We start from the raw sequence: 23,295 nt of genomic DNA, 5'->3' as shown, positions 1-23,295 counted from the left end.
TGCCAAAAAGGCCAGCATGTTGCGATGCTGGCCGGTTATTTTTTCTTTTATAAATCTGGATTTTTGAGCGAGATGACGCGTTAGCTCATCGCTTCGAGAACCACACCGTCTTGTTCCATCTGGTCGAGACGGGAGAGCAATTTGCGGGTGATTTGCTCGAGCTGATCTTTTTCTGTTGTGCTGAGCGCGGACCAGAGTTGATGCAGGCAGTTATGCTGCGGTGGTAAAACCTCGCGCAAAAACTCGTGACCTTTTTCCGTTAATTGCAGATGCAGGCAGCGGCGATCGTTATCGCTTTCACGACGTTCGATCCAACCGCGTTTTTCCAGTTCATCGGCAATACGCGTCGCGTTGGTACGGGATGATCCAAGAGCACAACTCAATTCAGAAGGCTGAATACTGTGGTTTTCCTGAGACTCCAGCGTAATCAACGCCATAAACAACGTCTCGTTAATCCCCTGAGCCTTCAGCATTTTATTGCGGTTCTCCAGCAGCTTGCTTTGCATATGCATGCAAAGACGGGTCAGAAGGATCTCCTGATAAGGAAAATCTTCGTGGCGGCTGGCGCGAAATTTTAGCATTTGTTCAATGGGCGTAAACGAACTATCCATTTGGGTATGACCTCATTAATTTCAGCCGATATAGTAACGACAGTGACAAATAAAGTAAATGTATTGTTTTAGAAAAATGATTCTTGTGGGTTATATAATCGCCATCACTTTCCAGGCGAGCCCGTAGGCCAGCGCACTAAGCAGTGTTGGGATGATAATGCTGCGTGTTTTATAGAAACTGGCACCCAGTACCGCGAAGCCGACCAGCGTGGGCACGAAACGGCGTGTATCGTGCATCACTTCTGGTGCGGTAGAGACAACCAGCAGAGCGCATATCGAGGCGATGCCAATGGTGTCGAGCAATATGCCTATCGCGCCACGTTTGGTTGGGCGGGCATTACCCACACGCAGGCGCAGCGGCAAATAGCGGAAGCAATAATTCGCCGTGCCAACCAGTAACCCAAGCAGCAAAACCTCATAGCTCATCGGGCGCTCCTTGCCAGAATGCCTGGATTAACGCAGTGAGGCAGCCACAGACAATGCCTGCCAGAATGGCGACGGGAATAGAAAATAGCGTTACGCCTGCAAGGGCACCAACTAACGCTGCGGTAACGCAAAGAGATTGTTTGCGCTGGAAAGAGGCGAGCAGGAAACTCATAAAGAGTGCCGGAAGCATAAAACCTAATGCTGCTTCAACGGCGGGATATCCTTGCAGCAAGCCGCTGCCGGAGAATGCCCCTATTACCGTACCAAATACCCACGATGACCATGAACTGAAGGCAATGCCGATCATCCAGTTTTCGCTCCAGCGGCGATTATTGCGTACCAGTTTTGCGGTTGCGGCGGCAAAAACCTCATCCGTCAGGCCAAACGCCCACAGGGCGGTTTTCGATTTTTGCAGACGCTGAATAATACGGCTACGCAGTGACGGGCCATACAAAACATGGCGAACATCCATTGCCATGACGGTCAGTGCAGCAACCCACAAACTACTCCCGGCTGCCAGCATCGCGGTAATGACGAACTGGCTCGCGCCTGCATAAATGATGCAGGAGAAAAAAACGCTTTCGAGAGGAGAGAATCCCAGACGGGTCGCATTCAGACCGAACGCAAAGGCCACCGGAATATAACTAATAACAATCGGTAAACTGTCTTTGCATCCTTCCATGAAGGTCGCCGAACCAGGAGCAGGCTGTGGAGTAGGGCTTTCCATAGAGTGTACGCTTAACGATTGTTAATATTATAAATAGACTGAATGAATATCTTAACCTTATCAGACTGATGGGCTTCTTAACACCCTTATAAGTGTAAAGCCACGAAAACGGTTGCTGATTGCTTAATTTGCGGCTTCCTGACGATGAAAACCTCGCCACCAGACCAGTAAGTTAACCAGGGCAATCGTCGCGCCAGCCAGACAAACGCCAGCCCAACCGCCATGTTGCCAGGCTGAGGCTGAAATTAGCGAACCGGCAGCACCGCCAATAAAGTAGCTGGTCATGTAACCTGCAGTCAGGCGATTACGCGCATCGGGGTAAATTCGATAAATTACCGTCTGGTTAGTGATGTGCACCCCCTGCACGGTGAGGTCCAGCACCAGGATGCCGATAACCAGCGCCAGTACAGAAGTGTGTCCAAACCAGATAGCCAGCCATGAAAGTAACAGCAGCAGCAGGCCGAAAGTTGTGGTGTGGTGTGATTTGCCCTTATCGGCAAAACCGCCCGCCGGACGAGCGCCCAACGCTCCGGCAGCTCCCGCAAGCCCAAACAGACCAATTACACCATCGCTGTAGTTAAAAGGTGGAGCGGCAAGCAAAAAGGCCATTGAGGTCCAGAGAATGCTGAAGTTGGCAAAGGTCAGGCAGCCCAGCAACGCGCGGGTGCGCAGGATCTTATTGCTGATAAACATGCTGAAAACGGAACCCAACAACTGTGGGTAGTTGAGGTGGGTTTCTGATTTCATTTGTGGCAGACCACGCCATAACGCCAGCGCCATCAGTGCCATTAATACCGAAGCGACCCAAAAGACAGTTCGCCAGCCACCGAGACTCGCCAGCAATCCGGCAACGGTCCGTGCCAGCAAGATCCCCAACAGCAGCCCGCTCATAATGGTGCCGACCACTTTGCCGCGTTTGTCCGGTGAAGCCAGCGTCGCTGCCAGCGGAACCAGAATTTGTGCCACGACTGAGAATAAACCGGTTAATGCCGTACCGAGGATCATCATCGCCAGCGACTGACTGCTGGCAGTGATTAACATGCCGCCTGCCGCCAGTAAGGTCATCGAGACAATCAGGCGGCGGCGTTCAAACATATCACCGAGGGGAACAAGAAACAGCAGACCTGCGGCATAGCCCAACTGCGCGGCGGTAACAATAAAGCCTGCCGAACTGGCGGAAAGGGAAAAGTTACGCGCGATGGTGTCGAGCAATGGCTGGGCGTAATAGTTACTGGCTACCGCCAGACCGGTGGCGATAGACATCAGCACGATCAGCGCCGGGCTAAGCTCATGATTAGGTTTAGTCATTATTTTTGTTCATCAGGTGATGATTAAGCTGGAAATCAATAATAGCGGATGTTGATGAATATGGGATGAAAGATAGATTGTTGAAATGTGCGGTGTGGTTTGTAGGTATGATAAGACGCACCAGCGTCGCATCAGGCATTGTGTACAGAGCGGCGGATGAGGCAAAAACGCCTTATCCGCCCGAATAAAAATTACTTCTGCGCTGCCAGCGCTTCATTCACCCAGCCATCGAACTGCTGCTGGTGGGCTTTGATCCAACCATCAACGTGGCCCTGAATATCGTCTTCTGAGGCTTTGCCGTCATGCATAATGGCGTTCTGGGCGTTAATATCAGCCACTGGTAACTGCATAATGGCAAACAGTTTCGCTGCTGCCGGGTTTTTCTCGGCCCAGGCTTTGTTGGCAACGATATGCATGGTACTGACCGGGAAGCCGTAATTCGCGCCATTCGGCAGTTTGGTATCGGCATTTTTATCGCCCGGCAGTGCGGAGAACGGCACCTGCAACCAGACCACATCTTTCCCCGGTTTCAGTTCGTTACTCACCCAGTACGGCGTCCAGGTGTAGTAAAACACCGGCTTACCCTCTTTGTAACGACTGATGGTGTCAGCCATCATCGCTGCGTAGTTCCCCTGATTATGCGTCACGGTATTGGTCAGTCCATACGCGGCAAGCTGGTGGTTGATCGCACCTTCGCAGCCCCAGCCTGGGTTACAGCCGGTTAAATCCGCTTTACCATCGCCGTTGGTATCGAACAGTTTGGCGATCTTCGGATCTTTAAGTTGCGCGATGTTGGTAATTTTATACTGGTCGGCGGTTTTCTTATCGATCAGGTAACCCTGTGCCGCGCCGTTAACAAATACTCCTTCACGATAAAATTTCTTATCGCCACCGGCAGCTTCGTACATGTTGTCATGCAGTGGCGTCCAGTTCACTGCGGTGAAGGTTGCATCGCCGGAAGCAAGCGAGGTGTAGCCAACGTTGTAATCCACTTCGCTGGGTTTATTGACGGTATAACCTAATTTCTCCAGTGCACGACTGACCAGCAGCGTCTGGAAGGTTTCTTCAGTGATGGTACTCTGAACTGGATTAACAGTAATGCCTTTGCCCGGCAGATCGGCAGCAAAAGTTTGTGTAGAGATAAGCGTGGCAAACGCTGTCGCAAAAAGTACGCTATGTCGCATTGTTATTCCTTTTTTTGGCAGGGTGATAATGCCCGGCGTCACCGGGCAAGTGCAGAGTTACTTAATGAATGGGCGGGTCAGCAGACCGACAGGGCCAGTGGTGTACCAGCGACGGTTGCCGCGACTGCGTGAGTCGCGCCCAACGGCCTGCGTCAGGCGGTCGAGGATAATGGCGAGGATCACAATCCCGACGCCGCCAACGGTGGCAAGCCCCATATCCAGACGACCGATACCGCGAAGTACCATCTGACCCAGCCCGCCGACGGCAATCATCGAGGCGATGACCACCATAGAAAGGGCCAGCATCAGCGTCTGGTTAACGCCCGCCATAATGGTCGGCATCGCCAGCGGTAACTGAACTTTGAACAGCATCTGGCGCGGGCTGGCACCGAATGAGCGCGAGGCTTCAATCAGATCCGCCGGAACCTGGTTAATTCCCAGAATCGTCAGACGGATAATCGGCGGCAGCGCAAAGATGATCGTCACCACCACGCCCGGCACGTTACCGATACCAAACAGCATGACGATTGGCACCAGATAAACAAACGCGGGCGTGGTCTGCATGGCATCAAGCAGTGGACGAATAATTTTCGCCGCTCGCGGACTTCTCGCCAGCCAGATCCCCAACGGCAAACCTATGACGATACAGAACAGCAGGGCGGTTAACACCAGCGCCAGGGTAACCATGGCCTGCGACCAGGCACCGATTGCGCCGATGGCAATCAGCGAAACCAGCGTCGCCACGCCCATTCCGACCCCGGAAATCTGCCAGGCGATGAGAGCGAAAACGATAATCGCCACCGGCGCGGGCATACCCAGCAGCAATTGCTGGAAACCGTTGAGGATGTAATCAACCGGAACGCGCACGCCCTGAAAGACGGGACGAAAATGGGTAACGACCCAGTCGATCCCTTCAGTGACCCAACTGTCGAGCGGGATTAGCGTTTTATGGAACGGATCGAGAATATTAAAATGCTCGACGTTTGGCGCAGGCGTACTGGTCAGCCAGTCAGCGCCACCGCCGTCAGTCGGTGCAGTCGCCGGTGTACCCCAGGCGTCTGCGGATTGTGCAGCACTGTCCGCCGCTGGCGTGGTATCCCACGGATTATTTTGATCAGCCATTATTTACCCCCTCACGATCTAAAGCGCGCAGCAGCATTCCTTTCGAAATAATGCCGACATACTGTTGGTCCTCGTCGACCACGGGCACCGCACAGGGTGCCTGTCCGACATGAGAGAGCAACTCGCTAAGAGGCGTTTGTGCATCGACCGCTAACGGCGCATCAATCAGCGCCGCATCAAGACCTTGCTGCTGCGTTAACGCGGTTTTAAGCGAATCGATAGACACTGCGCCGACAAACTTATTACCACGTTCGATGACGTAGCCATATTCGCGATCTTCATCCTGCAATAATTTCAGTGCCGAACGCGGGCCGAAGCCGGGGGTTTTACGAATTAAGCCGTTCGGTGTCCGGCGAGCAATATCTTTCGCACTGAATACCTGACTAATATCGACGCCACGGAAGAAGGTACGGACATAATCATTCGCCGGATTATTAAGAATTTCATCCGGTGTACCAACCTGCACCACTTCACCATTTTGCATAATGGCAATTCGGTCACCAATACGCATAGCTTCATCGAGATCGTGGGAAATAAAGACAATGGTGCGCTGATGTTTCGCCTGTAATTTTACCAGCTCATCCTGCATCTCGGTGCGAATTAATGGATCGAGCGCCGAGAAGGCTTCGTCCATTAATAATATATCCGGATTAATCGCTAACGCGCGGGCTAATCCCACACGTTGACGCATCCCGCCAGAGAGTTCATCCGGGTAGCTGTGGGCATAATTTTCCAGCCCGACCTGACGCAGTGCATCAAGGGCTTTTTCCCGGCGTTCTTCGGCATTAATTCCGGCCAGTTCCATACCGAACGCAGTATTGTCCAGCACGGTCATATGCGGCATTAAGGCAAAGGACTGGAAGACCATCGCAATCTTTTTTCTGCGCACCTCACGGAGTTCGGCGTCGGATATTTTGGCAATATCCACACCATCAATCAGCACTTGCCCGCGGGTGGGTTCAATCAGGCGATTGAGAAGGCGTACCATTGTGGATTTACCCGAACCGGATAATCCCATGATGACAAATATCTCGCCTTCTTCAATGGCCAGACTGGCGTCTTTTACGCCAAGCGATAGCCCAGTTTTTTCCAGAATTTGTTCTTTTGAAAGTCCTTGTTCGATATATTTGAAAGCTCGCTGTGGATGCTCACCAAATATTTTATAAAGATTTTTAATTTCTAATTTAATTGCCATGCAATAGAAAGATTCCTGTTATTTGTTTATGTCGATACATTACCCAATGGAAATAGTCACTTTTTTCTACCCTAACATACTGAGAATCTGAGGCAACCCCTGATGGCAAATGTGGCATGAATATTGATGTGAGCAAATCGCCGGAATTTCCCATGATATAAGGGCTGAGAGCAAATCGAGAAAAGTTGATATTTTTTATCAAAGATAGCGAAAAAACGCCTGAATATTGTGGTTTCAGGCGAATAATGCAACAGAGTATCAGTGTAGAACACCACAAATTATTTGCGTGATATAAAGCTATTTGGCGTGAATTATTTCCCTGCAGCGGGTAGTGATATTTTTGAAAATAACCCCCTCAGAAATTCCAGTCTTCATCTTCTGTTTCGACCGCTTTTCCCATCACATATGAAGAGCCTGAACCGGAAAAGAAATCGTGATTTTCATCGGCATTCGGCGAAAGCGCGGCGAGGATTGCAGGATTCACTTCCGCCATTTCTGCGGGGAATAGCGGTTCGTAGCCCAGATTCATCAACGCTTTATTGGCGTTGTAACAGAGAAACGCTTTCACATCGTCAGACCACGGGGTTTCGGCGTACAGCTCATCGGTATATTGCAACTCGTTGTCATAGAGTTCCAGCAACAAATCGAAGGCGAAACTCTTCAACTCTTCACGTTGTGCCAGGGAGAGCTTTTCCAGGTTTTTCTGATATTTATAGCCGATGTAGTAACCGTGGACTGCTTCATCCCGGATAATCAGACGGATCAGGTCTGCGGTATTGGTTAGCTTTCCGCGGCTGGAAAAATACATCGGCAGCCAGAAACCGGAATAGAACAAAAAAGATTCAAGAAACACACTGGCGATTTTCTTTTTCAGCGGATCATCACCGCGATAATGTTGCTGAATAATCTGTGCTTTTCGCTGCAACGGCGCGTTTTCTTCACTCCAGGCGTAGGCGGCATCGACATCTTTGGTCTGGCACAGCGTCGAGAAAATTGAACTGTAAGAGCGGGCATGAACCGCTTCCATAAAGCTGATATTCGATAATACTGCCTCTTCATGAGGCGTGAGCGCATCGGGCATCAGCGAAGGCGCGCCGATAACATTTTGCAGCGTGTCGAGCAGCGTCAGGCCAGTAAAAACGCGCATCGTCAGTTGTTGTTCTACGACACTTAATGTCTGCCATGCAGGAATATCGTTCGACAGTGGCACCTTTTCTGGTAGCCAGAAATTGCTGGTCAGGCGATTCCACACCTCCAGATCTTTATCGTCAGATATCTTGTTCCAGTTGATGGCGCTGATACGTGAGAGTTTCATAGATATTCCTTAAAGTGCACAGGAGACGCAGCCTTCAATTTCAGTGCCTTCCAGCGCCATCTGACGCAGGCGAATGTAATAGAGCGTTTTGATACCCTTGCGCCAGGCGTAAATCTGCGCTTTGTTGATATCGCGAGTGGTGGCGGTATCGGGGAAAAACAGCGTCAGCGACAGCCCCTGATCGACATGGCGAGTCGCTTCCGCGTAGGTGTCGATGATCTTTTCTGCGCCGATTTCGTAAGCGTCCTGATACAGCGCCAGATTTTCGTTAGTCATAAACGGGGCAGGGTAGTAAACGCGTCCTGTTTTGCCCTCTTTGCGTATCTCTACTTTCGCCACAATCGGATGAATACTCGACGTGGCATGGTTGATATAAGAGATAGAACCGGTTGGCGGCACCGCCTGGAGATTCTGGTTGTATATGCCATAGCACATCACGTCGTCGCGCAGCTGCGCCCACATCTCACGGGTAGGTAACGTAATACCACTACGGGCAAACAGTTCGCCAACTTTCGCCGTTTTCGGCTGCCAGTTACCTTGCAGATATTGGTTAAAATAGTCACCACTGGCATAGCGTGACTGTTTGAATCCAGCGAAGGTTTCACCACGTTCGCGTGCCAGCAACATCGAGGTACGCAGTGCGTGCCAGGTGATGGTATAGAAATAGAGATTGGTGAAATCCAGTGCTTCCGGCGAACCATAAGCGATGCCTTCTCGCGCCAGATAACCGTGTAAATTCATCTGCCCCAGACCGATGGCGTGTGAGGCGGCATTTCCGGCTTCGATGGACGGCACGCTGCGGATATGACTCATATCTGACACCGCCGTTAAACCGCGTACGGCAGTCTCTACCGTGCGGGCAAAGTCGGGGGAATCCATGGTGTGGGCAATATTCAACGACCCTAGATTGCAGGAAATATCATGTCCTGTACGAGCATAGTCGAGATTCTCGTCATATTCTGAGGCGCTGTTAACCTGCAAAATTTCTGAGCAGAGATTGCTCATATTTATGCGTCCGGCGATAGGGTTAGCACGGTTAACCGTGTCTTCATACATGATGTACGGATAGCCAGACTCAAACTGGATCTCTGCCAGTCGCAGGAAGAAATCACGGGCGTTGAGGTATTTTTTGCGAATGCGTTCATCGGCAACCAGTTCGTCATAGTGTTCACTGATGGCGACATCGGCAAACGGCTTGCCATAAACCCGCTCAACGTCATAGGGCGAAAACAGCGCCATCTGCGCATTCTCTTTCGCCAGATGGAAAGTGATATCCGGGATCACCACGCCCAGCGACAGTGTTTTAATGCGGATTTTTTCGTCGGCATTTTCCCGTTTTGTATCGAGAAAACGCAGAATATCGGGATGATGAGCATGTAAATAGACTGCCCCAGCCCCCTGACGCGCGCCGAGTTGGTTGGCATAGGAAAATGCGTCTTCCAGCATTTTCATCACCGGAATCACGCCAGAAGATTGATTTTCAATACGTTTAATTGGCGCGCCCGCTTCCCGCAGATTCGACAGCAAAAATGCTACGCCGCCGCCGCGTTTCGACAGTTGTAGTGCGGAATTTACTGCCCGGCCAATCGACTCCATATTGTCTTCAATACGCAGCAGAAAACAGGAAACCAGTTCGCCGCGCTGCTGCTTACCGCAGTTGAGGAATGTTGGCGTGGCTGGCTGAAAGCGTCCTGACAGCATCTCATCAGTGAGCTGCGTCGCCAGTGTTTCATCGCCTTGTGCCAGCGTCAGCGCCACCATCGTGACGCGATCGGCAAAATCTTCCAGATAACGCTTACCGTCGAATGTCTTCAACGTATAGCTGGTGTAAAACTTCCATGCTCCGAGGAATGTCTGGAAACGAAAACCGCTGGCGTGCGCGTGGGCAAACAGCGTAATGACAAAATCGCGAGAGTAGCGATTAAGGACGCTTTCATCATAGTAACCTTCGTTAACCAGCCAGTTCAGGCGCTGCTGCTGGCTACTGAAGGCCACACTGTTCGGACGCACATGCGTTGTCATAAAGGCGTCTACTGCCTGGCGATCTTTATCGAACTGAATGCGACCTGCGCTATCGTAAAGGTTAAGCATCGCATTCAGAGCGTGATAATCCATCGTTTCCTGCGTCAGGCGTTCTGCGGTTGTCGTTGCCAAAATTCGGTTACTCCTTTACGAACGTTTTCGATATCGCTTTGCGTACCCATGAGTTCAAAGCGGTACAGCCACGGCACGCCGCATTTCCGGGCAATCACATCTCCGGCGCGGCCATATGCCTCACCAAAGTTGCGATTACCCGAAGCAATAACGCCGCGCAGCAACGCCCGGTTATGCTCGTCGTTTAAAAAGCGAATGACCTGTCGTGGCACCGCGCCAGCCGTACCGCCGCCGCCGTAAGAGGGCACGATCAGGATGTAAGGCTCGTCTACCTGAATCCGTTCCCGCTCATTGAGCGGGATGCGCACCGCGGGCAGCCTTAAACGTTCGATAAAACGCTGCGTATTTTCGGAGCTGCTGGAAAAGTAGACGAGCTGGCTCATGCACTGGCCGCGTGTGGCGCTGGATGCAGACGATTGATCATGTCCGGGCGGAAACCAGACCAGCTAAGATCGCCTGCAATCACAACCGGCAACTGACGAAAGCCCTGAGCACGCAGCGCTTCTGCCGCTTCAGGAACGCGATCGACATTAATCATTTCAAAATCAAAGCCCCGGTTTTCCATCGCCCGTTTGGTGGCGTGGCACTGAACGCAATCGTTACGAGTGTAAATAGTAATGCGCATGATTCGTATTTCCGTTTAAAATGAAGATACGGCGCGATGATACGCGTCGGGTTGTCTCTCTGTTGATACAGAGATACTAGATGTAGTTGAAAAAAGATTCAACCACACAAGATATGGGAATTTTAGATTGATTACGCCACCGATGAATGGCTCAACGGGGTAGGGGATTTTGTGTTTTTTTGCCGGGCGAATACCCGGCATCAAGAAGTTACATCCGCATGGAAACGGCCAGACGGTTAAAACAATTCATCAGCCCGATGGCAAACGTTAAGTCGCTGATCTCTGCTGCGCTGAAATGCTCAAGCAAAGGCTGATAAACCTCGTCTTCCGCATGGGTTCTGGCAATTTCGGTTACCGATTCCGCCCATGCCAGCGCCGCCCGCTCGCGTTCATCAAAATGATGGCTTACGCGCCAACCTGCCAGGGCGTCCAGTTTGTGCTGTGGCACGCCGGATTTGCGCAATGCTTTGCTGTGCATCTCCAGACAAAATGCGCAGCCGTTGATTTGCGAGACGCGCAAATAAACTAACTCCATCAACGTGGTATCCAGCGTGCTATTTTCCAGTGCCGTTTTGGCCTGCACTAGTGCGTTATACACTGCCGGGCTAAGTTCGTAGTAAGGCTGACGTAATGTAGTCATACAGTTTCTCCTCTTATTAACGCCCGCAATGTAGCACTATAATGGACTGCTAAAGAGAGCCATAAATTACCTAAAAAAGCAGACCATATGCCGCGCTATCAGGATATCGCCCGTCAGTTAAAAACGGCTATTGAGCAAGGGGAACTGAAACCCGGCGCAAGGCTGCCTTCAAGTCGTACCTGGTCGCAGGAGCTGGGGGTGTCTCGTTCCACTGTCGAAAATGCGTATGCTGAGCTGGTGGCGCAAGGATGGCTGATCAGGCGGGGACAGGCTGGCACATTTGTCAGTGAGCGGATATATCCGCAACAATCTACTGTACAAGTTGTAGCTTTTGCCGGTGAAAGTCAGCAACCGTTGCCATTTCAAATGGGATTACCCGCACTCGATCTCTTTCCGCGAGAGCTGTGGGCGCGGGTGATGGGGCGTCGCCTTCGTACCCAGACGCGCTTTGATTTGGCGTTAGGCGATGTTTGCGGTGAGGTGGCGTTGCGCGAGGCAATAGTTGATTACTTACGCGTTTCACGTGGGATTGATTGTCAGCCAGAGCAGGTCTTTATCACTCACGGTTATGCGGCCTCAATAGCTTTAATTCTGCACGCGCTGGCGAAACCGGGAAACGGGATGTGGATAGAAGATCCCGGCTTTCCACTGATTCGCCCGATTGTCACTCGCCATGATGTGGAAATTTTGCCTGTGCCGGTTGATGACAATGGACTGGATATCACAAGCGGAATACAAAATTATCCTGATGCGCGTTTTGCCCTGATAACACCAGCACACCAAAGTCCGCTGGGTGTGGCGCTCTCTTTAGCGCGCAGGCATCAGATACTGGAATGGGCAGATCGTAGTCAGGCATGGATTATTGAAGATGATTATGACAGTGAGTTTCGCTATCACGGTAAGCCGTTACCGGCGTTAAAAAGTCTCGACGCACCGCAGCGGGTAATTTATGCCGGAACATTCAGCAAAGCGCTATTTCCTGCATTGCGCTGTGCGTGGCTGGTGGTGCCGGTGAAGCAAATTGCACAATTCCGCCACCAGGCGTCACTGGCTCCATGTGCGGTACCTGTTCTATGGCAGAACACACTGGCAGACTTTCTTCGCGAGGGGCATTTCTGGCGGCATCTGAAGAAAATGCGTCAGCATTATGCTCAACGTCGGCAATGGATTGAGCAAGCGTTGACGCAGCAAGGATTTCAGGTTGTGCCGCAGAAAGGTGGTATCCAGATGGTGATCAGAATGATAGGCGATGATATTGCCCATGCGCGTAAAGCCAATGCTGCAGGCCTTGCGGTGCAGGCACTTAGCGACTGGCGTATCCGTTCAAGTGGGGAAGGTGGATTACTGCTTTCGTTTACTAATATCGTTAACGAAGGTATGGCGCGACAGGTAGCACAACAATTACGTAAAGCCTTAAGCTAAAAAACCCCGAAGCCAGGCTTCGGGGTCAAAGACGCGTATTTATTATCATTTTTGCACTACGATTTGCGCATGCTTAACAGTGCGCCGATAAAAATACCCACCGCTGCCGCTGTACCCACACTACACCAGGGTCTTTCACGAACAAAAGAATCCGCGCAGCCAACGGCATCGCGCGCGGCTTGCTGGACGCGAGTACGACCATGCATTCGCGCCCTGGTTTCTTTCAGTAGAGCCTGCGCTTTACTACGAGCGGCTTCGGCTTCCCCTTTGGCGTCGCTGCCCCAGGACTTCAATACAGATTCGAGACTGTCAGCTAATTGATTGACATCATTCTGGATATCCTGCACGCCATCATCAACGTCGTTGCGGTTCGGTCGGTTAAACATATGATCCCCCATTAGAATTCGATGTAATTTTCAGTGTAGACCATAATTTTCTTAACTGAGGTTCATCGCGGCTTTATGGACTTTTCTGAAAGCGTTGTGAATGCGCAATCAGGTAAGGTAGGCCCGCGGTTGATAATAACGAGGATCAGATATGTATTTACGACCAGACGAGGTGGCGCGCGTACTTGAAAAAGTCGGTTTTACTGTCGATGTGGTAACCCAGAAAGCGTATGGTTACCGCCGTGGGGAAAATTATGTCTATGTTAATCGCGAAGCGCGAATGGGACGTACCGCCCTGGTGATTCATCCAACATTAAAAGAACGTAGTTCAACACTGGCTGAACCCGCTTCCGATATTAAAACTTGCGATCATTACCAGCAATTTCCGCTCTATTTAGCGGGTGAACGTCATGAGCATTACGGTATCCCACATGGCTTTAGTTCGCGTGTTGCGCTTGAACGTTATTTGAATGGTTTATTTGGCGAAGCCAGTTAAAGACGCGACTGGCGATGCCAGTCGCGAAAAGAAGGGTCAGGCTTTTACCTGCTGGTAACGGCTGACTTTAAACAGTCGGCGGCAATAATCGAGGAAGTAGCCATAAACCGCCCCCATCAACATCGAAACAACGATGTTTGAACTGACTGCCGCCATAATCTGATGCCAGTCTGCGCCCACCACTAACAAGATCGCCACATACACCGGTGACTGGAACGTCACATAAGCCATGATATCCGCCAGATTTTTTATCCAGCCCGACGGGCTAACTTTGCGTGCTGCGCGCATAAACAGATCGCGGTACATACCGTATGGCCATGCAATTAAGATGTTCACCGGAATCGCTACCAATCTGGAATAAAAAGACTGTTCGAAGCTCATTCCGGAGAGGAAAACTTCAATACACATGTTCACGACAGAACAGTAAACAACCATCGCGAACGTATCTGCAACTGCATGACGCAAGCGTGACTGCGGTGAGAACATGCTAATGCTCCTTAATAAAAGCGTAATGGGATGTTAATGGAGGTGAAAGCAGTGGATCTCATTGCCATCTGCATTTTCGCATAGCGTATATCGCTGGCTATGACTAATCAATTAGTGAAAAATTTTTATTTAATCTGTTTTTGTAGATAAAATATTCCGTAACGGCGCGTTTTTTGTACATTGTGGGTTTTTACATGCCGATATGATTTATTTTTAATTAAATCAATTGGATATGTGTTTACCTTTATTTTCACTCATGAAGGTTTGGGGGGAGGTAACGCTATAAGCGTAGAGAATTCGGTGTATGTCGTGACCGGGTCATTTTCAGCATTTTTTATGCCAGATAACGTACATTGACAGCAGAAAGCACCAGTGAGTGATGTTTTCTTTTATTCTGTTGAGTTGCATTTTTATTCACTTTGGTTTTGTCAGGCTTGCGGAATTAGCGAGCAGAGAGCGCCGCTCTGTTCACCAATAACCGAAATTACTCATCAAAATGGCTAATATATAATCTTGAAATTATTCTGAGAGTTTCAGAAAATAACAGCTGAAATAATCTCGTGCAGGACTGTAAATAGATTAAATTTTGTGGAAATATAATAAGTGATCGCTTACACTACGCGACGAAATACTTTTTTGTTTTGGCGTTAAAAGGTTTTCTTTATTATGTCCGTAATGTTACAAAGTTTAAATAACATTCGCACTCTCCGTGCGATGGCTCGCGAATTCTCCATTGACGTTCTTGAAGAAATGCTCGAAAAATTCAGGGTTGTCACTAAAGAAAGACGTGAAGAAGAAGAACAGCAGCAGCGTGAGCTGGCAGAGCGCCAGGAAAAAATTAGCACCTGGCTGGAGCTGATGAAAGCTGACGGAATTAACCCGGAAGAGTTATTGGGTAATAACTCTGCGGCTGCCCCACGCGCTGGTAAAAAACGCCAGCCGCGTCCGGCGAAATATAAATTCACCGATGTTAACGGTGAAACTAAAACCTGGACCGGTCAGGGCCGTACACCGAAGCCAATCGCTCAGGCGCTGGCAGAAGGTAAATCTCTCGACGATTTCCTGATCTAATTACTGAGGCCGGATGCCGCCGCTATGGCGCGTCCGGCGTCTCTTCTCAAGCTCGTTGGTTCCACGGCATCTTATCTAACAACCTTGCCATCCCACAAAAACCGCTAATTCCTGCAAACAGTAACCCGGCACCAACAAAGCCGCTTAATAAGAAGAAACCGCTATTTACGGTATAACCCAGTATAACGCCGATTAATATTAAACCACCCGCAGCGATCTGCACCTGGCGCATTAACGGCAAGGGTTGAGATTTATTTACCGCTACTGGTAATCCTGCTTTTTTCCAGCCATCAATCCCATCTTCGAGTAAAAAGATTTCTGCGGGGGCGGCAATCGCTGCTAATTTATCGGCGTTATTACTGGTGCGTTTACCTGCCTGGCAGTGGAATATAATTTGCTCGCGACGTAATTTAGGCGGAAGACCTGACTGTTCCAGTACGGATAATGGAGCCAGATCTGCTTCAGGAATATGTTCACGAAGATATTCATCAGCGTCACGAATATCGATTAACTTTGCGCCGCGTGCGATTAATTCTTGTGCATCATGCGGCGAAATGGTTGTCAAAGCCATAGTGACTCCTTACGGACAATAGACATTTTTCAGGGTGGCGATAATGGCATTTACCGCCTCATTTTTAATGGAATATAGAATGCGTTGGGCATCCCGTTGGCTGTCGATAAGCCCTTCGTCCCGCATACGAGCGAGATGCTGTGATGTCGCAGAGGCACTCAGTCCGGTAATGCGAGTCAGCTCTCCCGCGCTGGTGCCGGGGGAACCGCTAAGCATGCACAGAATCAGCAACCGTTTAGGGTGGCTCATTGCTTTCAATAAGGCCGCTGCCTGTTCGGCACTGGCCAGTAATTGCGCGAGTTCAGTCATAGTTATTTAAGTATTTTCTAAATTAAGCAAACTCTAAACTAAAAATGCAACATATACCAGCCTCAGCAGCGTAAATGAGAGTAAAAGCGTAAGCTGAAACTGGCAGGCTCCGCTAAAATTACTACGCTTAAGAGATAAAATCTCTTTTTAAACAATGAGTAATTTTCTTATAGGGAGTACATATGGGTTTCTGGAGAATCGTCATCACCATCATTCTGCCGCCGCTCGGCGTGCTGCTCGGTAAAGGGTTCGGTTGGGCGTTCATTATTAATATTCTGCTGACACTGCTTGGGTATATCCCCGGTTTGATTCACGCGTTTTGGGTGCAAACCCGCGATTAAATCTGTGTTCACCCCCGCGGCGTTAACGCGCCGCGTTCCTCTGCTACACTTTCTGAGTGTTTCCGTTAACGAATGAGGTAGCTATGGGTCTGTTCAATTTTGTGAAAGATGCCGGAGAAAAACTCTGGGACGCGGTTACAGGTCAGCACGATAAAGACGATCAGGCGAAGAAGGTGCAGGAGCATCTGAACAAAACCGGTATACCTGATGCCGATAAAGTGAATATTCAAATTGCCGACGGCAAAGCGACGGTCACGGGTGATGGCCTGAGTCAGGAGGCGAAGGAGAAAATCCTTGTTGCGGTGGGGAATATTTCCGGTATTGCCAGTGTCGATGATCAGGTGAAAACGGCGACACCAGCCGCTGCCAGCCAGTTTTATACCGTTAAGTCTGGCGACACTCTGAGTGCCATTTCCAAACAGGTCTACGGTAACGCCAATCTGTACAATAAAATCTTCGAAGCGAATAAACCGATGTTAAAAAGCCCGGATAAAATTTACCCGGGGCAAGTGTTGCGTATTCCTGAAGAGTAGTTAATTGCCAGCCATCGCCTGCTGGATAATGGGAATTGGCGTCAGTAAATGCTGGCGCATTAACTCACTGGCGCGCGCGGTATCTCGCGCCAGTACCGCCGCAGTCAGGGTCTGGTGCTGATCGTGTTTATCTTCCAGCATTTCCACCGAAAGCACTGTTCGCCGCAGCCAGATAAATCGATAACGCGCTGCCAGATCAAACAACCGTTCACGCATTTGCAGCAAATAGTGAGAACCACAGCCCGCCACAATTGCAGTATGAAACGCCTGATGACGCAGATCCCACTCATCAAGCATTTTCTCACTGGCGTCGCAGGCCTCAAGCTTACTGAGCAGATGCGCTTTTGCGAGAACGTTTGCCTCCCATTCATCGCCACCGCGGGCAATCGCCAGACTGACCAGCATCGCTTCCATATTGGCGCGGGCGTCGAAAATATCGAGCAGCTCCTGCTCTGACATAGACGCCACCCGATACCCTTTTTGATTCACCACCGTGACCAGCCGTTCCGCCACCAGTTGCGAAAGAGCTTCCCGTAACGGCCCAACGCCAAGTGCATAACGCGATGTCAGCAAACTCATCCGTAATTTTTCATCCGGTTGAAAATTACCGCGAATAATATCGTTCTTCAGCCAGCGATAGCCATCCAGAGACGTAATGGTCATGGTGTGACTCCTGATCATTATCAGCGCGTATTATGAACGGGTGTTTTTTGCCACAATACCAGCTTTTTCCAGCGAGCCATAATTGGCACGGTACAGATAATCCCAATCGCTAATAAGCCGGTGGAGATCACTTCTAACTGTTGCGCCGGGCGGAATAGCATCACTACCAACACAAAGGTAATAAAGCCGATGACCAGCCAGGTGAGCCACGGATAAAGCCACATCCGCAGGCGAATTTCGCTTCCTTCTGCTCGCAGAATTTTGCGCATCCGCAATTGTGAAACGGCGATGACTAAATAAACCAGCAGGGCGATAGCGCCGGAGCTGTCGATCAGAAATTTAAACACCTTCGCAGGCGCGTAATAGTTCACCACCACCGTTAAGAATGCCGCGCCGGTGGAGAGTAATACCGCCACATACGGGGTTTTACTGCGGTTGATTTTACCCATTACCGCGGGAGCATCACCGCGACGGCTTAAGGAGTAGAGCATCCTGGAAGCGGTATACAGCGCCGAGTTCAGGCAGCTGGTTACGGAAAGTAATATCACGCAGTCCATGATTAATTTCGCATGAGGAATATTGAGCAATTCCAGAACCGAGCGATAAGAACCAACGGCTTTCAGCCCCGGCATATTCCACGGGATTAATGCCACAACGACAAAAATAGAACACAAATAGAAAATAGAGATACGCCAGATAACCGAGTTGGTGGCGCGGACAATATGTTTTTCCGGCGTGTCGGATTCCGCAGCGGCAATGGTGACAATTTCTGCGCCCATAAACGAGAACATGGTGATCAACATCGCGCTTAATACCGCACCGAAGCCGTTGGGCATAAAGCCGCCGCTATCCCACAATCTTGAGATCCCGCTCACTTCGGCATAAGGGTAAAAACCGCTAATTGCGACTGCACCAAGGAAAATAAAGGCCAGGATAGCGATGACTTTACACAGCGCCAGCCAGAACTCAAATTCGCCGTAGTTTTTAACGCTTAATAAATTACTGCCAGTCAAGGCGAGGGTAATGACCAGGGAAAATAACCAGATGGGAATGCCTGGAACCCACGAGTGCAGGATCATGGCGGCGATGTTGGCTTCCAGTGGGATAACCAGTACCCAAAACCACCAGTACAACCAGCCGATGGTATAGCCCGCCCAACGTCCAATGGCTTTATCGGCATAGGTGGAAAACGAACCGGTATCGGGCGTGGCAACCGCCATTTCCGCCAACATCCGCATAATCATAACCACCAGTAATCCGGCGAACAGATAGGCCAGTAATACCGCCGGGCCCGCTTCGGCGATAGCGACGCTGGAACCGACAAACAGACTTGCGCCGATAACACCGGCAATAGACAACATGGTGACGTGGCGTGACTTCAGCCCGCCGCCTAACTCATGTGGTTGCGATGATTGCCCCATCCTGAATCCTCTCGAAAGTGTGTCACTTGGGAGAGCGCCCCGACATTTCCCGCGTCGGGTCACGCGTTTAATTGTTATTGGTTCTTTTTGCCGGAGAGCGGCTCCGCCTTATCCGGCCGACATAGATTTATTCCTGTTCACGTACAGATTGTCGGATGCGGCGTAAACGCCTTATCCGACCTGGATTCTCGTAGCCCGGACAAGCCGCAAAGCGTCGCCTCCGGCATGGTGCGGTGCTACAGCTTCGCCTCAGCAAAACACTGGCTGATGATCTCCAGACCCTGACGGATCTGAGCGTCTTCAATGGTGAGCGGTACAAGGATGCGCAGCACGTTGTAATACGGGCCGCAGGAGAGAAGAATCAGACCCTTATCGCGGGCGCGTGCCACGATCTCGGCGGTGAGTTTTGCGTCCGGTTTGCTGGGATCGCCATCTTCAAACAGCTCGATGGCGATCATCGCCCCCAGCCCGCGTACGTCGCCGATCTCCGGGTGTTTTTCGGCGATCGCCAGCAATCCGTCTTTCAGCTTCTGCCCCAGAACGTTGGCTTTTTGCAGCAGATTTTCCTGCTCGAACACCTTCAACACTTCCAGCGCCGCTACGCAGGCAATCGGGTTACCGGCATAGGTGCCGCCCAGACCGCCTGGAGCGACGGCATCCATCACTTCCGCGCGCCCGGTGACGCCCGCCAGCGGGAAGCCGCCCGCGATCGATTTCGCAAAGGTGGTAAGATCCGGCGCAACGCCCATCTGCTCCATCGCAAACAGCGTGCCGGTACGCCCCGCGCCGCTCTGCACTTCATCGGCAATCAGCATGATCCCGTGCTCGTCACACAGAGCGCGTAAACGCTGCATAAAGGCTGGCGTCGCGGCGTAGAAACCGCCTTCGCCCTGAACGGGCTCAATCACGATGGCTGCGATATCTTCCGGCGCGGCGTCATTTTTAAAGATCCGGTGGATGCTGGCGATAGCGTCATCCTCGCTTATGCCGTGCAGCGGGCAAGGATAAAGCGCGCGATAAACATGACCCGGCATCAGCCCCATGCCCGCAGAGTATGGGTTCACCTTACCGGTCAGCGCCAGCGTGTAATGCGTGCGCCCGTGATACGCGCCGCTAAAAGCGATGGTGCCGCTACGTTTGGTGGCGGCGCGGGCGATTTTCACCGCGTTTTCCACCGCTTCGGAACCGGTCGTAACCAGCAGCGTTTTCTTGGCGAAATCGCCCGGCACCTTCTGATTCATAATCTCGCACAGCTCCAGATACGGCTCGTAAGCCAGCACCTGGAAGCAGGTGTGCGACAGTTTTTTCAACTGCGCTTCCACCGCGTCCACCACCTTCGGATGCAGGTGCCCGGTATTGAGCACCGCAATGCCGCCCGCGAAATCAAGATACTCACGGCCTTCAACGTCCCACACCCGGCAGTTTTCCGCGCGGTCAGCGAAAATCGGGTGAATTTGCCCAACGCCACGGGGAATCGCCTGACTGCGGCGCTGCATTAACTCTTTATTGCTGCTCATTCGCGTTCTCCAGTTAAAGACCGATGCACATATATTTGATTTCTAAGTAATCTTCGATGCCATACTTCGAACCTTCACGACCCAGACCCGAGGCTTTAATGCCGCCGAACGGGGCCACTTCATTGGAAATAATGCCGGTATTGATGCCGACGATGCCGTACTCCAGCGCTTCGCCCACGCGGAAGACGCGGCTTAAATCACGGGCGTAGAAATAGGCGGCAAGGCCAAACTCGGTGTCATTGGCTTGCGCAATCACATCGGCTTCATCTTTAAAACGGAACAGTGGGGCGAGGGGGCCGAACGTCTCTTCTTTCGACACTTTGGCGTTGGCTGGAACGTCCACCAGAATGGTCGGCTGGAAGAAGTTGCCGCCGCGTTCATCCGCTTTACCGCCGCAAACCACGCGCGCGCCTTTCTCCAGCGCATCGGCAATATGCTCTTCCACTTTTGCTACCGCTTTTTCATCGATCAGCGGCCCGATGGTGACGCCTTTCTCCAGCCCGTCGCCGATGTGCAGTTTGCTCACCGCCTGCTGCAATTTTTCGGCAAAGCGGTCATACACGCCGTCCTGCACGTATAAACGGTTGGCGCAGACGCAGGTTTGCCCGGCGTTGCGGAATTTCGAGGCCAGCGCGCCTTCCACGGCTTTATCGAGATCGGCATCGTCAAAGACAATAAACGGTGCGTTGCCGCCCAGCTCCAGCGACACTTTTTTGATGTCTTTCGCGCACTGTTCCATTAACTGACGGCCAATTTCGGTCGAGCCGGTAAACGACAGCTTGCGCACCAGCGGGTTGCTGGTCAGTTCGTTACCGACCGCTCCCGCCGAACCGGTGACTACGTTAAACACGCCAGCCGGAATGCCCGCGCGAATCGCCAGTTCTGCCAGCGCCAGCGCAGAGAACGGCGTCTGACTGGCGGGCTTCAGCACCATCGTGCAGCCTGCCGCCAGCGCCGGACCTGCTTTACGGGTAATCATCGCCGCCGGGAAGTTCCACGGCGTGATAGCCGCGGTAACGCCAATCGGCTGCTTGATAACAATCAGGCGTTTATCGGCCTGATGACCAGGAATGGTGTCGCCATAAATACGTTTGCCTTCTTCGGCAAACCACTCAATAAAAGAGGCAGCGTAGCTGATTTCGCCTTTCGCTTCGGCCAGTGGTTTGCCCTGTTCGAGGGTCATCAGGCGCGCTAAATCGTCCTGATGCTCCATCATCAAATTGAACCAGTTGCGCAGAATGTTGGCGCGTTCTTTGGCGGTGAGCGCACGCCAGGCGGGCAGGGCGCGGTTGGCGGCGTCGATAGCAGCGCGGGTTTCATCAGCGCCCATTTTCGGCACGCTACCCAGCTTGTCGCCGTTCGCCGGATTGGTGACGTCGATGACCTCGCCATTGTTGGCGTCCAGCCATTCCCCGTTAATCAACGCCTGCTGGCGGAATAAGTTACTGTCGTTAAGTTTCATCGCTACATCCTGTTTTCAAAGGTTATTGATTAAATGCGGCGTGTAAGGCATCCACACTACGTGCCGCTCGCAGCGTGCGTCCGGGGTTACTCTGGCTTGCCAACAGCGTTTGTACCTTGCTGACAATATGCGCACCAATAGGAATTGCTGATGTCGCTGCCGGGGAGGGCGCATTGCAGGTGTGGATCGTGCGCGGGGTGGTGACAAACAGAAAATCGTCAATCAGCTTGCCGTCCGGCGATACCGCCTGCGCCCGCACACCGGCGGGCCAGGGCTGGAGATCGCTTAACGAAAGCCGGGGACAATACTTTTGCACCAGCCGCAGATAGCCGCTTTTGCACAGCGAGTTTTTCATCTCGCCCAATCCTGAGCGTAGATGGTTTTGCAGCACCCGGCGAATCCCCGACGAGCCCAAAATCTCCAGCGTGTCGCTAAATGAGAAGTCGCGCTTGCGATAGCCTTCACGTTTGAAAGCCAGCACCGCGTTTGGCCCGACGGTCACGCTGCCATCGATCATGCGGGTGAGATGAACGCCCAAAAATGGCATCGCGGGGTCGGGGATGGGGTAAATCAGGTGGTTAACAATCTGGTTATGCTCCGGGGCAAGGCGGAAATACTCGCCACGGAATGGGCAGATAATAAAGCCCGGTTCGAGGCCGAGCATTTTCACCAGCCGGTCAGCCATCAGCCCGGAACAGCTAATCAGCGTCGATGCTTCATATTCACCGCCCTGACGGGTACGTATCACCACGCCGTTTTTATGCTCACTGAGGGCGCTGACTTCGGCGTTATAAATAATCTCGCCGCCTCTGGCCTGGAAGATTTTTGCCATCGCCGCCGTCACTTCGCGATAGCTGACAATGCCGCTGGACGGCACAAAAATGCCGCCAAGCCCGGTGATATTCGGTTCGCGCTCGCGCAGTTCCTCGGCGTTTAACCACTCGCGCTCGATACCGTTCGCCGCCGTGCGTTCCCACAACGCGCGCATCCGTTCCATTTCGAGTTCAGAGGTGGCGACCAGCATCTTGCCGCAGTTGTCATAGCGAATGCCGTTTTGATCGCAAAAGGCTTTGGTGGCGCGGTTTCCCGCCAGGCAAAACTGTGCCTTCAGGCTACCGGGCGTGTAATAGACCCCGGCATGGATCACGCCGCTGTTGTGGCCCGTCTGATGAAAGGCCGGGCCGGACTCTTTTTCCAGCAACGCAATGCGGGCATCCGGATAAACATCAATCAGTTGCATGGCGGTCGACATGCCGATGATGCCGCCGCCAATAATCACAAAATCATACATCCGCTCAATTCCTTTGCGC

General features: G+C 51.7%; 26 protein-coding genes. 5 read left to right on the top strand and 21 right to left on the bottom strand.

Annotation, left to right across the window (positions count from 1 at the left end):
• Window positions 1-80: 80 nt before the first annotated feature.
• The 12 genes from emrR to ACJHX7_RS22175 all read right to left on the bottom strand — a co-directional run bounded on the left by emrR (window position 81) and on the right by ACJHX7_RS22175 (window position 11,307).
• Window positions 81-611: a multidrug efflux transporter EmrAB transcriptional repressor EmrR gene (gene emrR / locus ACJHX7_RS22230; RefSeq protein ID WP_000378442.1), complete on the bottom strand. Its 531-nt coding sequence runs from the start codon at window positions 609-611 to the stop codon at window positions 81-83.
• 90 nt (window positions 612-701) lie between these two features.
• Complete coding sequence (gene ygaH / locus ACJHX7_RS22225; RefSeq protein WP_000119759.1) at window positions 702-1,037, bottom strand: L-valine transporter subunit YgaH; 336 nt, start codon at window positions 1,035-1,037, stop codon at window positions 702-704.
• Window positions 1,027-1,764 (bottom strand): L-valine exporter subunit YgaZ, encoded by a 738-nt coding sequence (gene ygaZ / locus ACJHX7_RS22220; protein WP_000445658.1) that lies wholly within the window; start codon window positions 1,762-1,764, stop codon window positions 1,027-1,029. The genes ygaH and ygaZ overlap by 11 nt, the downstream gene beginning before the upstream one ends.
• Window positions 1,765-1,887: 123 nt before the next feature.
• Window positions 1,888-3,072, bottom strand: coding sequence for an MFS transporter (locus ACJHX7_RS22215; protein ID WP_022646012.1), 1,185 nt, complete (start codon window positions 3,070-3,072; stop codon window positions 1,888-1,890).
• A 191-nt stretch (window positions 3,073-3,263) separates the two neighbouring features.
• Window positions 3,264-4,256 (bottom strand): glycine betaine/L-proline ABC transporter substrate-binding protein ProX, encoded by a 993-nt coding sequence (proX, locus tag ACJHX7_RS22210; protein WP_001216530.1) that lies wholly within the window; start codon window positions 4,254-4,256, stop codon window positions 3,264-3,266.
• A gap of 57 nt (window positions 4,257-4,313) precedes the next feature.
• Window positions 4,314-5,378, bottom strand: coding sequence for a glycine betaine/L-proline ABC transporter permease ProW (proW, locus tag ACJHX7_RS22205; RefSeq protein ID WP_000774978.1), 1,065 nt, complete (start codon window positions 5,376-5,378; stop codon window positions 4,314-4,316).
• Complete coding sequence (proV, locus tag ACJHX7_RS22200; RefSeq protein WP_000985494.1) at window positions 5,371-6,573, bottom strand: glycine betaine/L-proline ABC transporter ATP-binding protein ProV; 1,203 nt, start codon at window positions 6,571-6,573, stop codon at window positions 5,371-5,373. Before proV ends, proW begins: the two co-directional genes overlap by 8 nt.
• Before the next feature lie 355 nt (window positions 6,574-6,928).
• On the bottom strand, window positions 6,929-7,888 hold the full coding sequence (gene nrdF / locus ACJHX7_RS22195; RefSeq protein ID WP_094030053.1) for a class 1b ribonucleoside-diphosphate reductase subunit beta: 960 nt from the start codon (window positions 7,886-7,888) through the stop codon (window positions 6,929-6,931).
• A gap of 9 nt (window positions 7,889-7,897) precedes the next feature.
• A complete protein-coding gene (gene nrdE, locus ACJHX7_RS22190; RefSeq protein ID WP_094030052.1) occupies window positions 7,898-10,042 on the bottom strand; it encodes a class 1b ribonucleoside-diphosphate reductase subunit alpha in 2,145 nt (714 codons plus the stop codon).
• The gene (gene nrdI, locus ACJHX7_RS22185; protein WP_089583003.1) at window positions 10,015-10,425 is read right to left on the bottom strand and encodes a class Ib ribonucleoside-diphosphate reductase assembly flavoprotein NrdI; all 411 of its coding nucleotides are present in this window, start codon (window positions 10,423-10,425) and stop codon (window positions 10,015-10,017) included. Before nrdI ends, nrdE begins: the two co-directional genes overlap by 28 nt.
• Window positions 10,422-10,667, bottom strand: coding sequence for a glutaredoxin-like protein NrdH (gene nrdH / locus ACJHX7_RS22180; protein ID WP_001223227.1), 246 nt, complete (start codon window positions 10,665-10,667; stop codon window positions 10,422-10,424). The genes nrdI and nrdH overlap by 4 nt, the downstream gene beginning before the upstream one ends.
• Window positions 10,668-10,875: 208 nt before the next feature.
• Window positions 10,876-11,307 (bottom strand): carboxymuconolactone decarboxylase family protein, encoded by a 432-nt coding sequence (locus ACJHX7_RS22175; RefSeq protein WP_000209797.1) that lies wholly within the window; start codon window positions 11,305-11,307, stop codon window positions 10,876-10,878.
• Window positions 11,308-11,394: 87 nt separating this feature from the next.
• Here ACJHX7_RS22175 and ACJHX7_RS22170 point away from each other — a divergent pair, with 87 nt between their 5' ends.
• On the top strand, window positions 11,395-12,729 hold the full coding sequence (locus tag ACJHX7_RS22170) for a PLP-dependent aminotransferase family protein (RefSeq protein ID WP_001138436.1): 1,335 nt from the start codon (window positions 11,395-11,397) through the stop codon (window positions 12,727-12,729).
• A 56-nt stretch (window positions 12,730-12,785) separates the two neighbouring features.
• Here the strand turns inward: ACJHX7_RS22170 and ACJHX7_RS22165 are convergent, their stop codons facing one another.
• A complete protein-coding gene (locus ACJHX7_RS22165) occupies window positions 12,786-13,115 on the bottom strand; it encodes a DUF883 domain-containing protein (protein WP_001295174.1) in 330 nt (109 codons plus the stop codon).
• Window positions 13,116-13,266: 151 nt separating this feature from the next.
• On the opposite strand from ACJHX7_RS22165, the gene ACJHX7_RS22160 reads away from it, so the two are divergent.
• A complete protein-coding gene (locus tag ACJHX7_RS22160; protein WP_000281320.1) occupies window positions 13,267-13,611 on the top strand; it encodes a DUF2002 family protein in 345 nt (114 codons plus the stop codon).
• Window positions 13,612-13,647: 36 nt separating this feature from the next.
• On the opposite strand, the gene alaE is transcribed toward ACJHX7_RS22160, so the two are convergent.
• A complete protein-coding gene (alaE, locus tag ACJHX7_RS22155) occupies window positions 13,648-14,097 on the bottom strand; it encodes an L-alanine exporter AlaE (RefSeq protein WP_000492658.1) in 450 nt (149 codons plus the stop codon).
• Between the two features lie 666 nt (window positions 14,098-14,763).
• On the opposite strand from alaE, the gene stpA reads away from it, so the two are divergent.
• On the top strand, window positions 14,764-15,168 hold the full coding sequence (stpA, locus tag ACJHX7_RS22150; RefSeq protein ID WP_000115379.1) for a DNA-binding protein StpA: 405 nt from the start codon (window positions 14,764-14,766) through the stop codon (window positions 15,166-15,168).
• 46 nt (window positions 15,169-15,214) lie between these two features.
• Here the strand turns inward: stpA and ygaP are convergent, their stop codons facing one another.
• Window positions 15,215-15,739: a thiosulfate sulfurtransferase YgaP gene (gene ygaP / locus ACJHX7_RS22145; RefSeq protein ID WP_001229458.1), complete on the bottom strand. Its 525-nt coding sequence runs from the start codon at window positions 15,737-15,739 to the stop codon at window positions 15,215-15,217.
• A 9-nt stretch (window positions 15,740-15,748) separates the two neighbouring features.
• Window positions 15,749-16,048, bottom strand: coding sequence for an ArsR/SmtB family transcription factor (locus tag ACJHX7_RS22140; protein ID WP_094030050.1), 300 nt, complete (start codon window positions 16,046-16,048; stop codon window positions 15,749-15,751).
• A 182-nt stretch (window positions 16,049-16,230) separates the two neighbouring features.
• Between ACJHX7_RS22140 and ACJHX7_RS22135 the strand changes: the two genes are divergently transcribed.
• Both ACJHX7_RS22135 and kbp read left to right on the top strand, forming a co-directional pair.
• Window positions 16,231-16,389, top strand: a complete 159-nt coding sequence (locus ACJHX7_RS22135) for a YqaE/Pmp3 family membrane protein (RefSeq protein ID WP_000508177.1) — start codon at window positions 16,231-16,233, stop codon at window positions 16,387-16,389.
• An 83-nt stretch (window positions 16,390-16,472) separates the two neighbouring features.
• The gene (gene kbp / locus ACJHX7_RS22130; protein WP_000522413.1) at window positions 16,473-16,922 is read left to right on the top strand and encodes a potassium binding protein Kbp; all 450 of its coding nucleotides are present in this window, start codon (window positions 16,473-16,475) and stop codon (window positions 16,920-16,922) included.
• Here kbp and csiR read toward each other — a convergent pair whose 3' ends face one another.
• The 5 genes from csiR to lhgO all read right to left on the bottom strand — a co-directional run bounded on the left by csiR (window position 16,923) and on the right by lhgO (window position 23,276).
• Complete coding sequence (csiR, locus tag ACJHX7_RS22125; protein WP_094030049.1) at window positions 16,923-17,585, bottom strand: DNA-binding transcriptional regulator CsiR; 663 nt, start codon at window positions 17,583-17,585, stop codon at window positions 16,923-16,925.
• 20 nt (window positions 17,586-17,605) lie between these two features.
• Entirely contained in the window at window positions 17,606-19,006 is a 1,401-nt protein-coding gene (gabP, locus tag ACJHX7_RS22120) for a GABA permease (protein ID WP_001295173.1), read from the bottom strand.
• A gap of 236 nt (window positions 19,007-19,242) precedes the next feature.
• A complete protein-coding gene (gene gabT / locus ACJHX7_RS22115) occupies window positions 19,243-20,523 on the bottom strand; it encodes a 4-aminobutyrate--2-oxoglutarate transaminase (RefSeq protein ID WP_032171905.1) in 1,281 nt (426 codons plus the stop codon).
• A gap of 13 nt (window positions 20,524-20,536) precedes the next feature.
• A complete protein-coding gene (gabD, locus tag ACJHX7_RS22110) occupies window positions 20,537-21,985 on the bottom strand; it encodes an NADP-dependent succinate-semialdehyde dehydrogenase (protein WP_094030048.1) in 1,449 nt (482 codons plus the stop codon).
• A gap of 22 nt (window positions 21,986-22,007) precedes the next feature.
• Window positions 22,008-23,276: an L-2-hydroxyglutarate oxidase gene (lhgO, locus tag ACJHX7_RS22105; RefSeq protein ID WP_000272000.1), complete on the bottom strand. Its 1,269-nt coding sequence runs from the start codon at window positions 23,274-23,276 to the stop codon at window positions 22,008-22,010.
• Window positions 23,277-23,295: the final 19 nt, after the last annotated feature.

Source organism: Escherichia sp. WS1451, assembly GCF_046487365.1.
GTDB lineage: Bacteria > Pseudomonadota > Gammaproteobacteria > Enterobacterales > Enterobacteriaceae > Escherichia > Escherichia coli.
The sequence above is the reverse complement of the archived record's forward strand: the minus strand, read 5'-3'. Positions and strand labels throughout refer to the sequence as shown.

Excerpts from the sequence above, each read along its gene's own strand:
- emrR (WP_000378442.1), bottom strand. The coding sequence starts at position 611 with ATGGATAGTTCGTTTACGCCCATTGAACAAATGCTAAAATTTCGCGCC.
- ygaH (WP_000119759.1), bottom strand. The coding sequence starts at position 1,037 with ATGAGCTATGAGGTTTTGCTGCTTGGGTTACTGGTTGGCACGGCGAAT.
- ygaZ (WP_000445658.1), bottom strand. The coding sequence starts at position 1,764 with ATGGAAAGCCCTACTCCACAGCCTGCTCCTGGTTCGGCGACCTTCATG.
- ACJHX7_RS22215 (WP_022646012.1), bottom strand. The coding sequence starts at position 3,072 with ATGACTAAACCTAATCATGAGCTTAGCCCGGCGCTGATCGTGCTGATG.
- proX (WP_001216530.1), bottom strand. The coding sequence starts at position 4,256 with ATGCGACATAGCGTACTTTTTGCGACAGCGTTTGCCACGCTTATCTCT.
- proW (WP_000774978.1), bottom strand. The coding sequence starts at position 5,378 with ATGGCTGATCAAAATAATCCGTGGGATACCACGCCAGCGGCGGACAGT.
- proV (WP_000985494.1), bottom strand. The coding sequence starts at position 6,573 with ATGGCAATTAAATTAGAAATTAAAAATCTTTATAAAATATTTGGTGAG.
- nrdF (WP_094030053.1), bottom strand. The coding sequence starts at position 7,888 with ATGAAACTCTCACGTATCAGCGCCATCAACTGGAACAAGATATCTGAC.
- nrdI (WP_089583003.1), bottom strand. The coding sequence starts at position 10,425 with ATGAGCCAGCTCGTCTACTTTTCCAGCAGCTCCGAAAATACGCAGCGT.
- nrdH (WP_001223227.1), bottom strand. The coding sequence starts at position 10,667 with ATGCGCATTACTATTTACACTCGTAACGATTGCGTTCAGTGCCACGCC.
- ACJHX7_RS22175 (WP_000209797.1), bottom strand. The coding sequence starts at position 11,307 with ATGACTACATTACGTCAGCCTTACTACGAACTTAGCCCGGCAGTGTAT.
- ACJHX7_RS22170 (WP_001138436.1), top strand. The coding sequence starts at position 11,395 with ATGCCGCGCTATCAGGATATCGCCCGTCAGTTAAAAACGGCTATTGAG.
- ACJHX7_RS22165 (WP_001295174.1), bottom strand. The coding sequence starts at position 13,115 with ATGTTTAACCGACCGAACCGCAACGACGTTGATGATGGCGTGCAGGAT.
- ACJHX7_RS22160 (WP_000281320.1), top strand. The coding sequence starts at position 13,267 with ATGTATTTACGACCAGACGAGGTGGCGCGCGTACTTGAAAAAGTCGGT.
- alaE (WP_000492658.1), bottom strand. The coding sequence starts at position 14,097 with ATGTTCTCACCGCAGTCACGCTTGCGTCATGCAGTTGCAGATACGTTC.
- stpA (WP_000115379.1), top strand. The coding sequence starts at position 14,764 with ATGTCCGTAATGTTACAAAGTTTAAATAACATTCGCACTCTCCGTGCG.
- ygaP (WP_001229458.1), bottom strand. The coding sequence starts at position 15,739 with ATGGCTTTGACAACCATTTCGCCGCATGATGCACAAGAATTAATCGCA.
- ACJHX7_RS22140 (WP_094030050.1), bottom strand. The coding sequence starts at position 16,048 with ATGACTGAACTCGCGCAATTACTGGCCAGTGCCGAACAGGCAGCGGCC.
- ACJHX7_RS22135 (WP_000508177.1), top strand. The coding sequence starts at position 16,231 with ATGGGTTTCTGGAGAATCGTCATCACCATCATTCTGCCGCCGCTCGGC.
- kbp (WP_000522413.1), top strand. The coding sequence starts at position 16,473 with ATGGGTCTGTTCAATTTTGTGAAAGATGCCGGAGAAAAACTCTGGGAC.
- csiR (WP_094030049.1), bottom strand. The coding sequence starts at position 17,585 with ATGACCATTACGTCTCTGGATGGCTATCGCTGGCTGAAGAACGATATT.
- gabP (WP_001295173.1), bottom strand. The coding sequence starts at position 19,006 with ATGGGGCAATCATCGCAACCACATGAGTTAGGCGGCGGGCTGAAGTCA.
- gabT (WP_032171905.1), bottom strand. The coding sequence starts at position 20,523 with ATGAGCAGCAATAAAGAGTTAATGCAGCGCCGCAGTCAGGCGATTCCC.
- gabD (WP_094030048.1), bottom strand. The coding sequence starts at position 21,985 with ATGAAACTTAACGACAGTAACTTATTCCGCCAGCAGGCGTTGATTAAC.
- lhgO (WP_000272000.1), bottom strand. The coding sequence starts at position 23,276 with ATGTATGATTTTGTGATTATTGGCGGCGGCATCATCGGCATGTCGACC.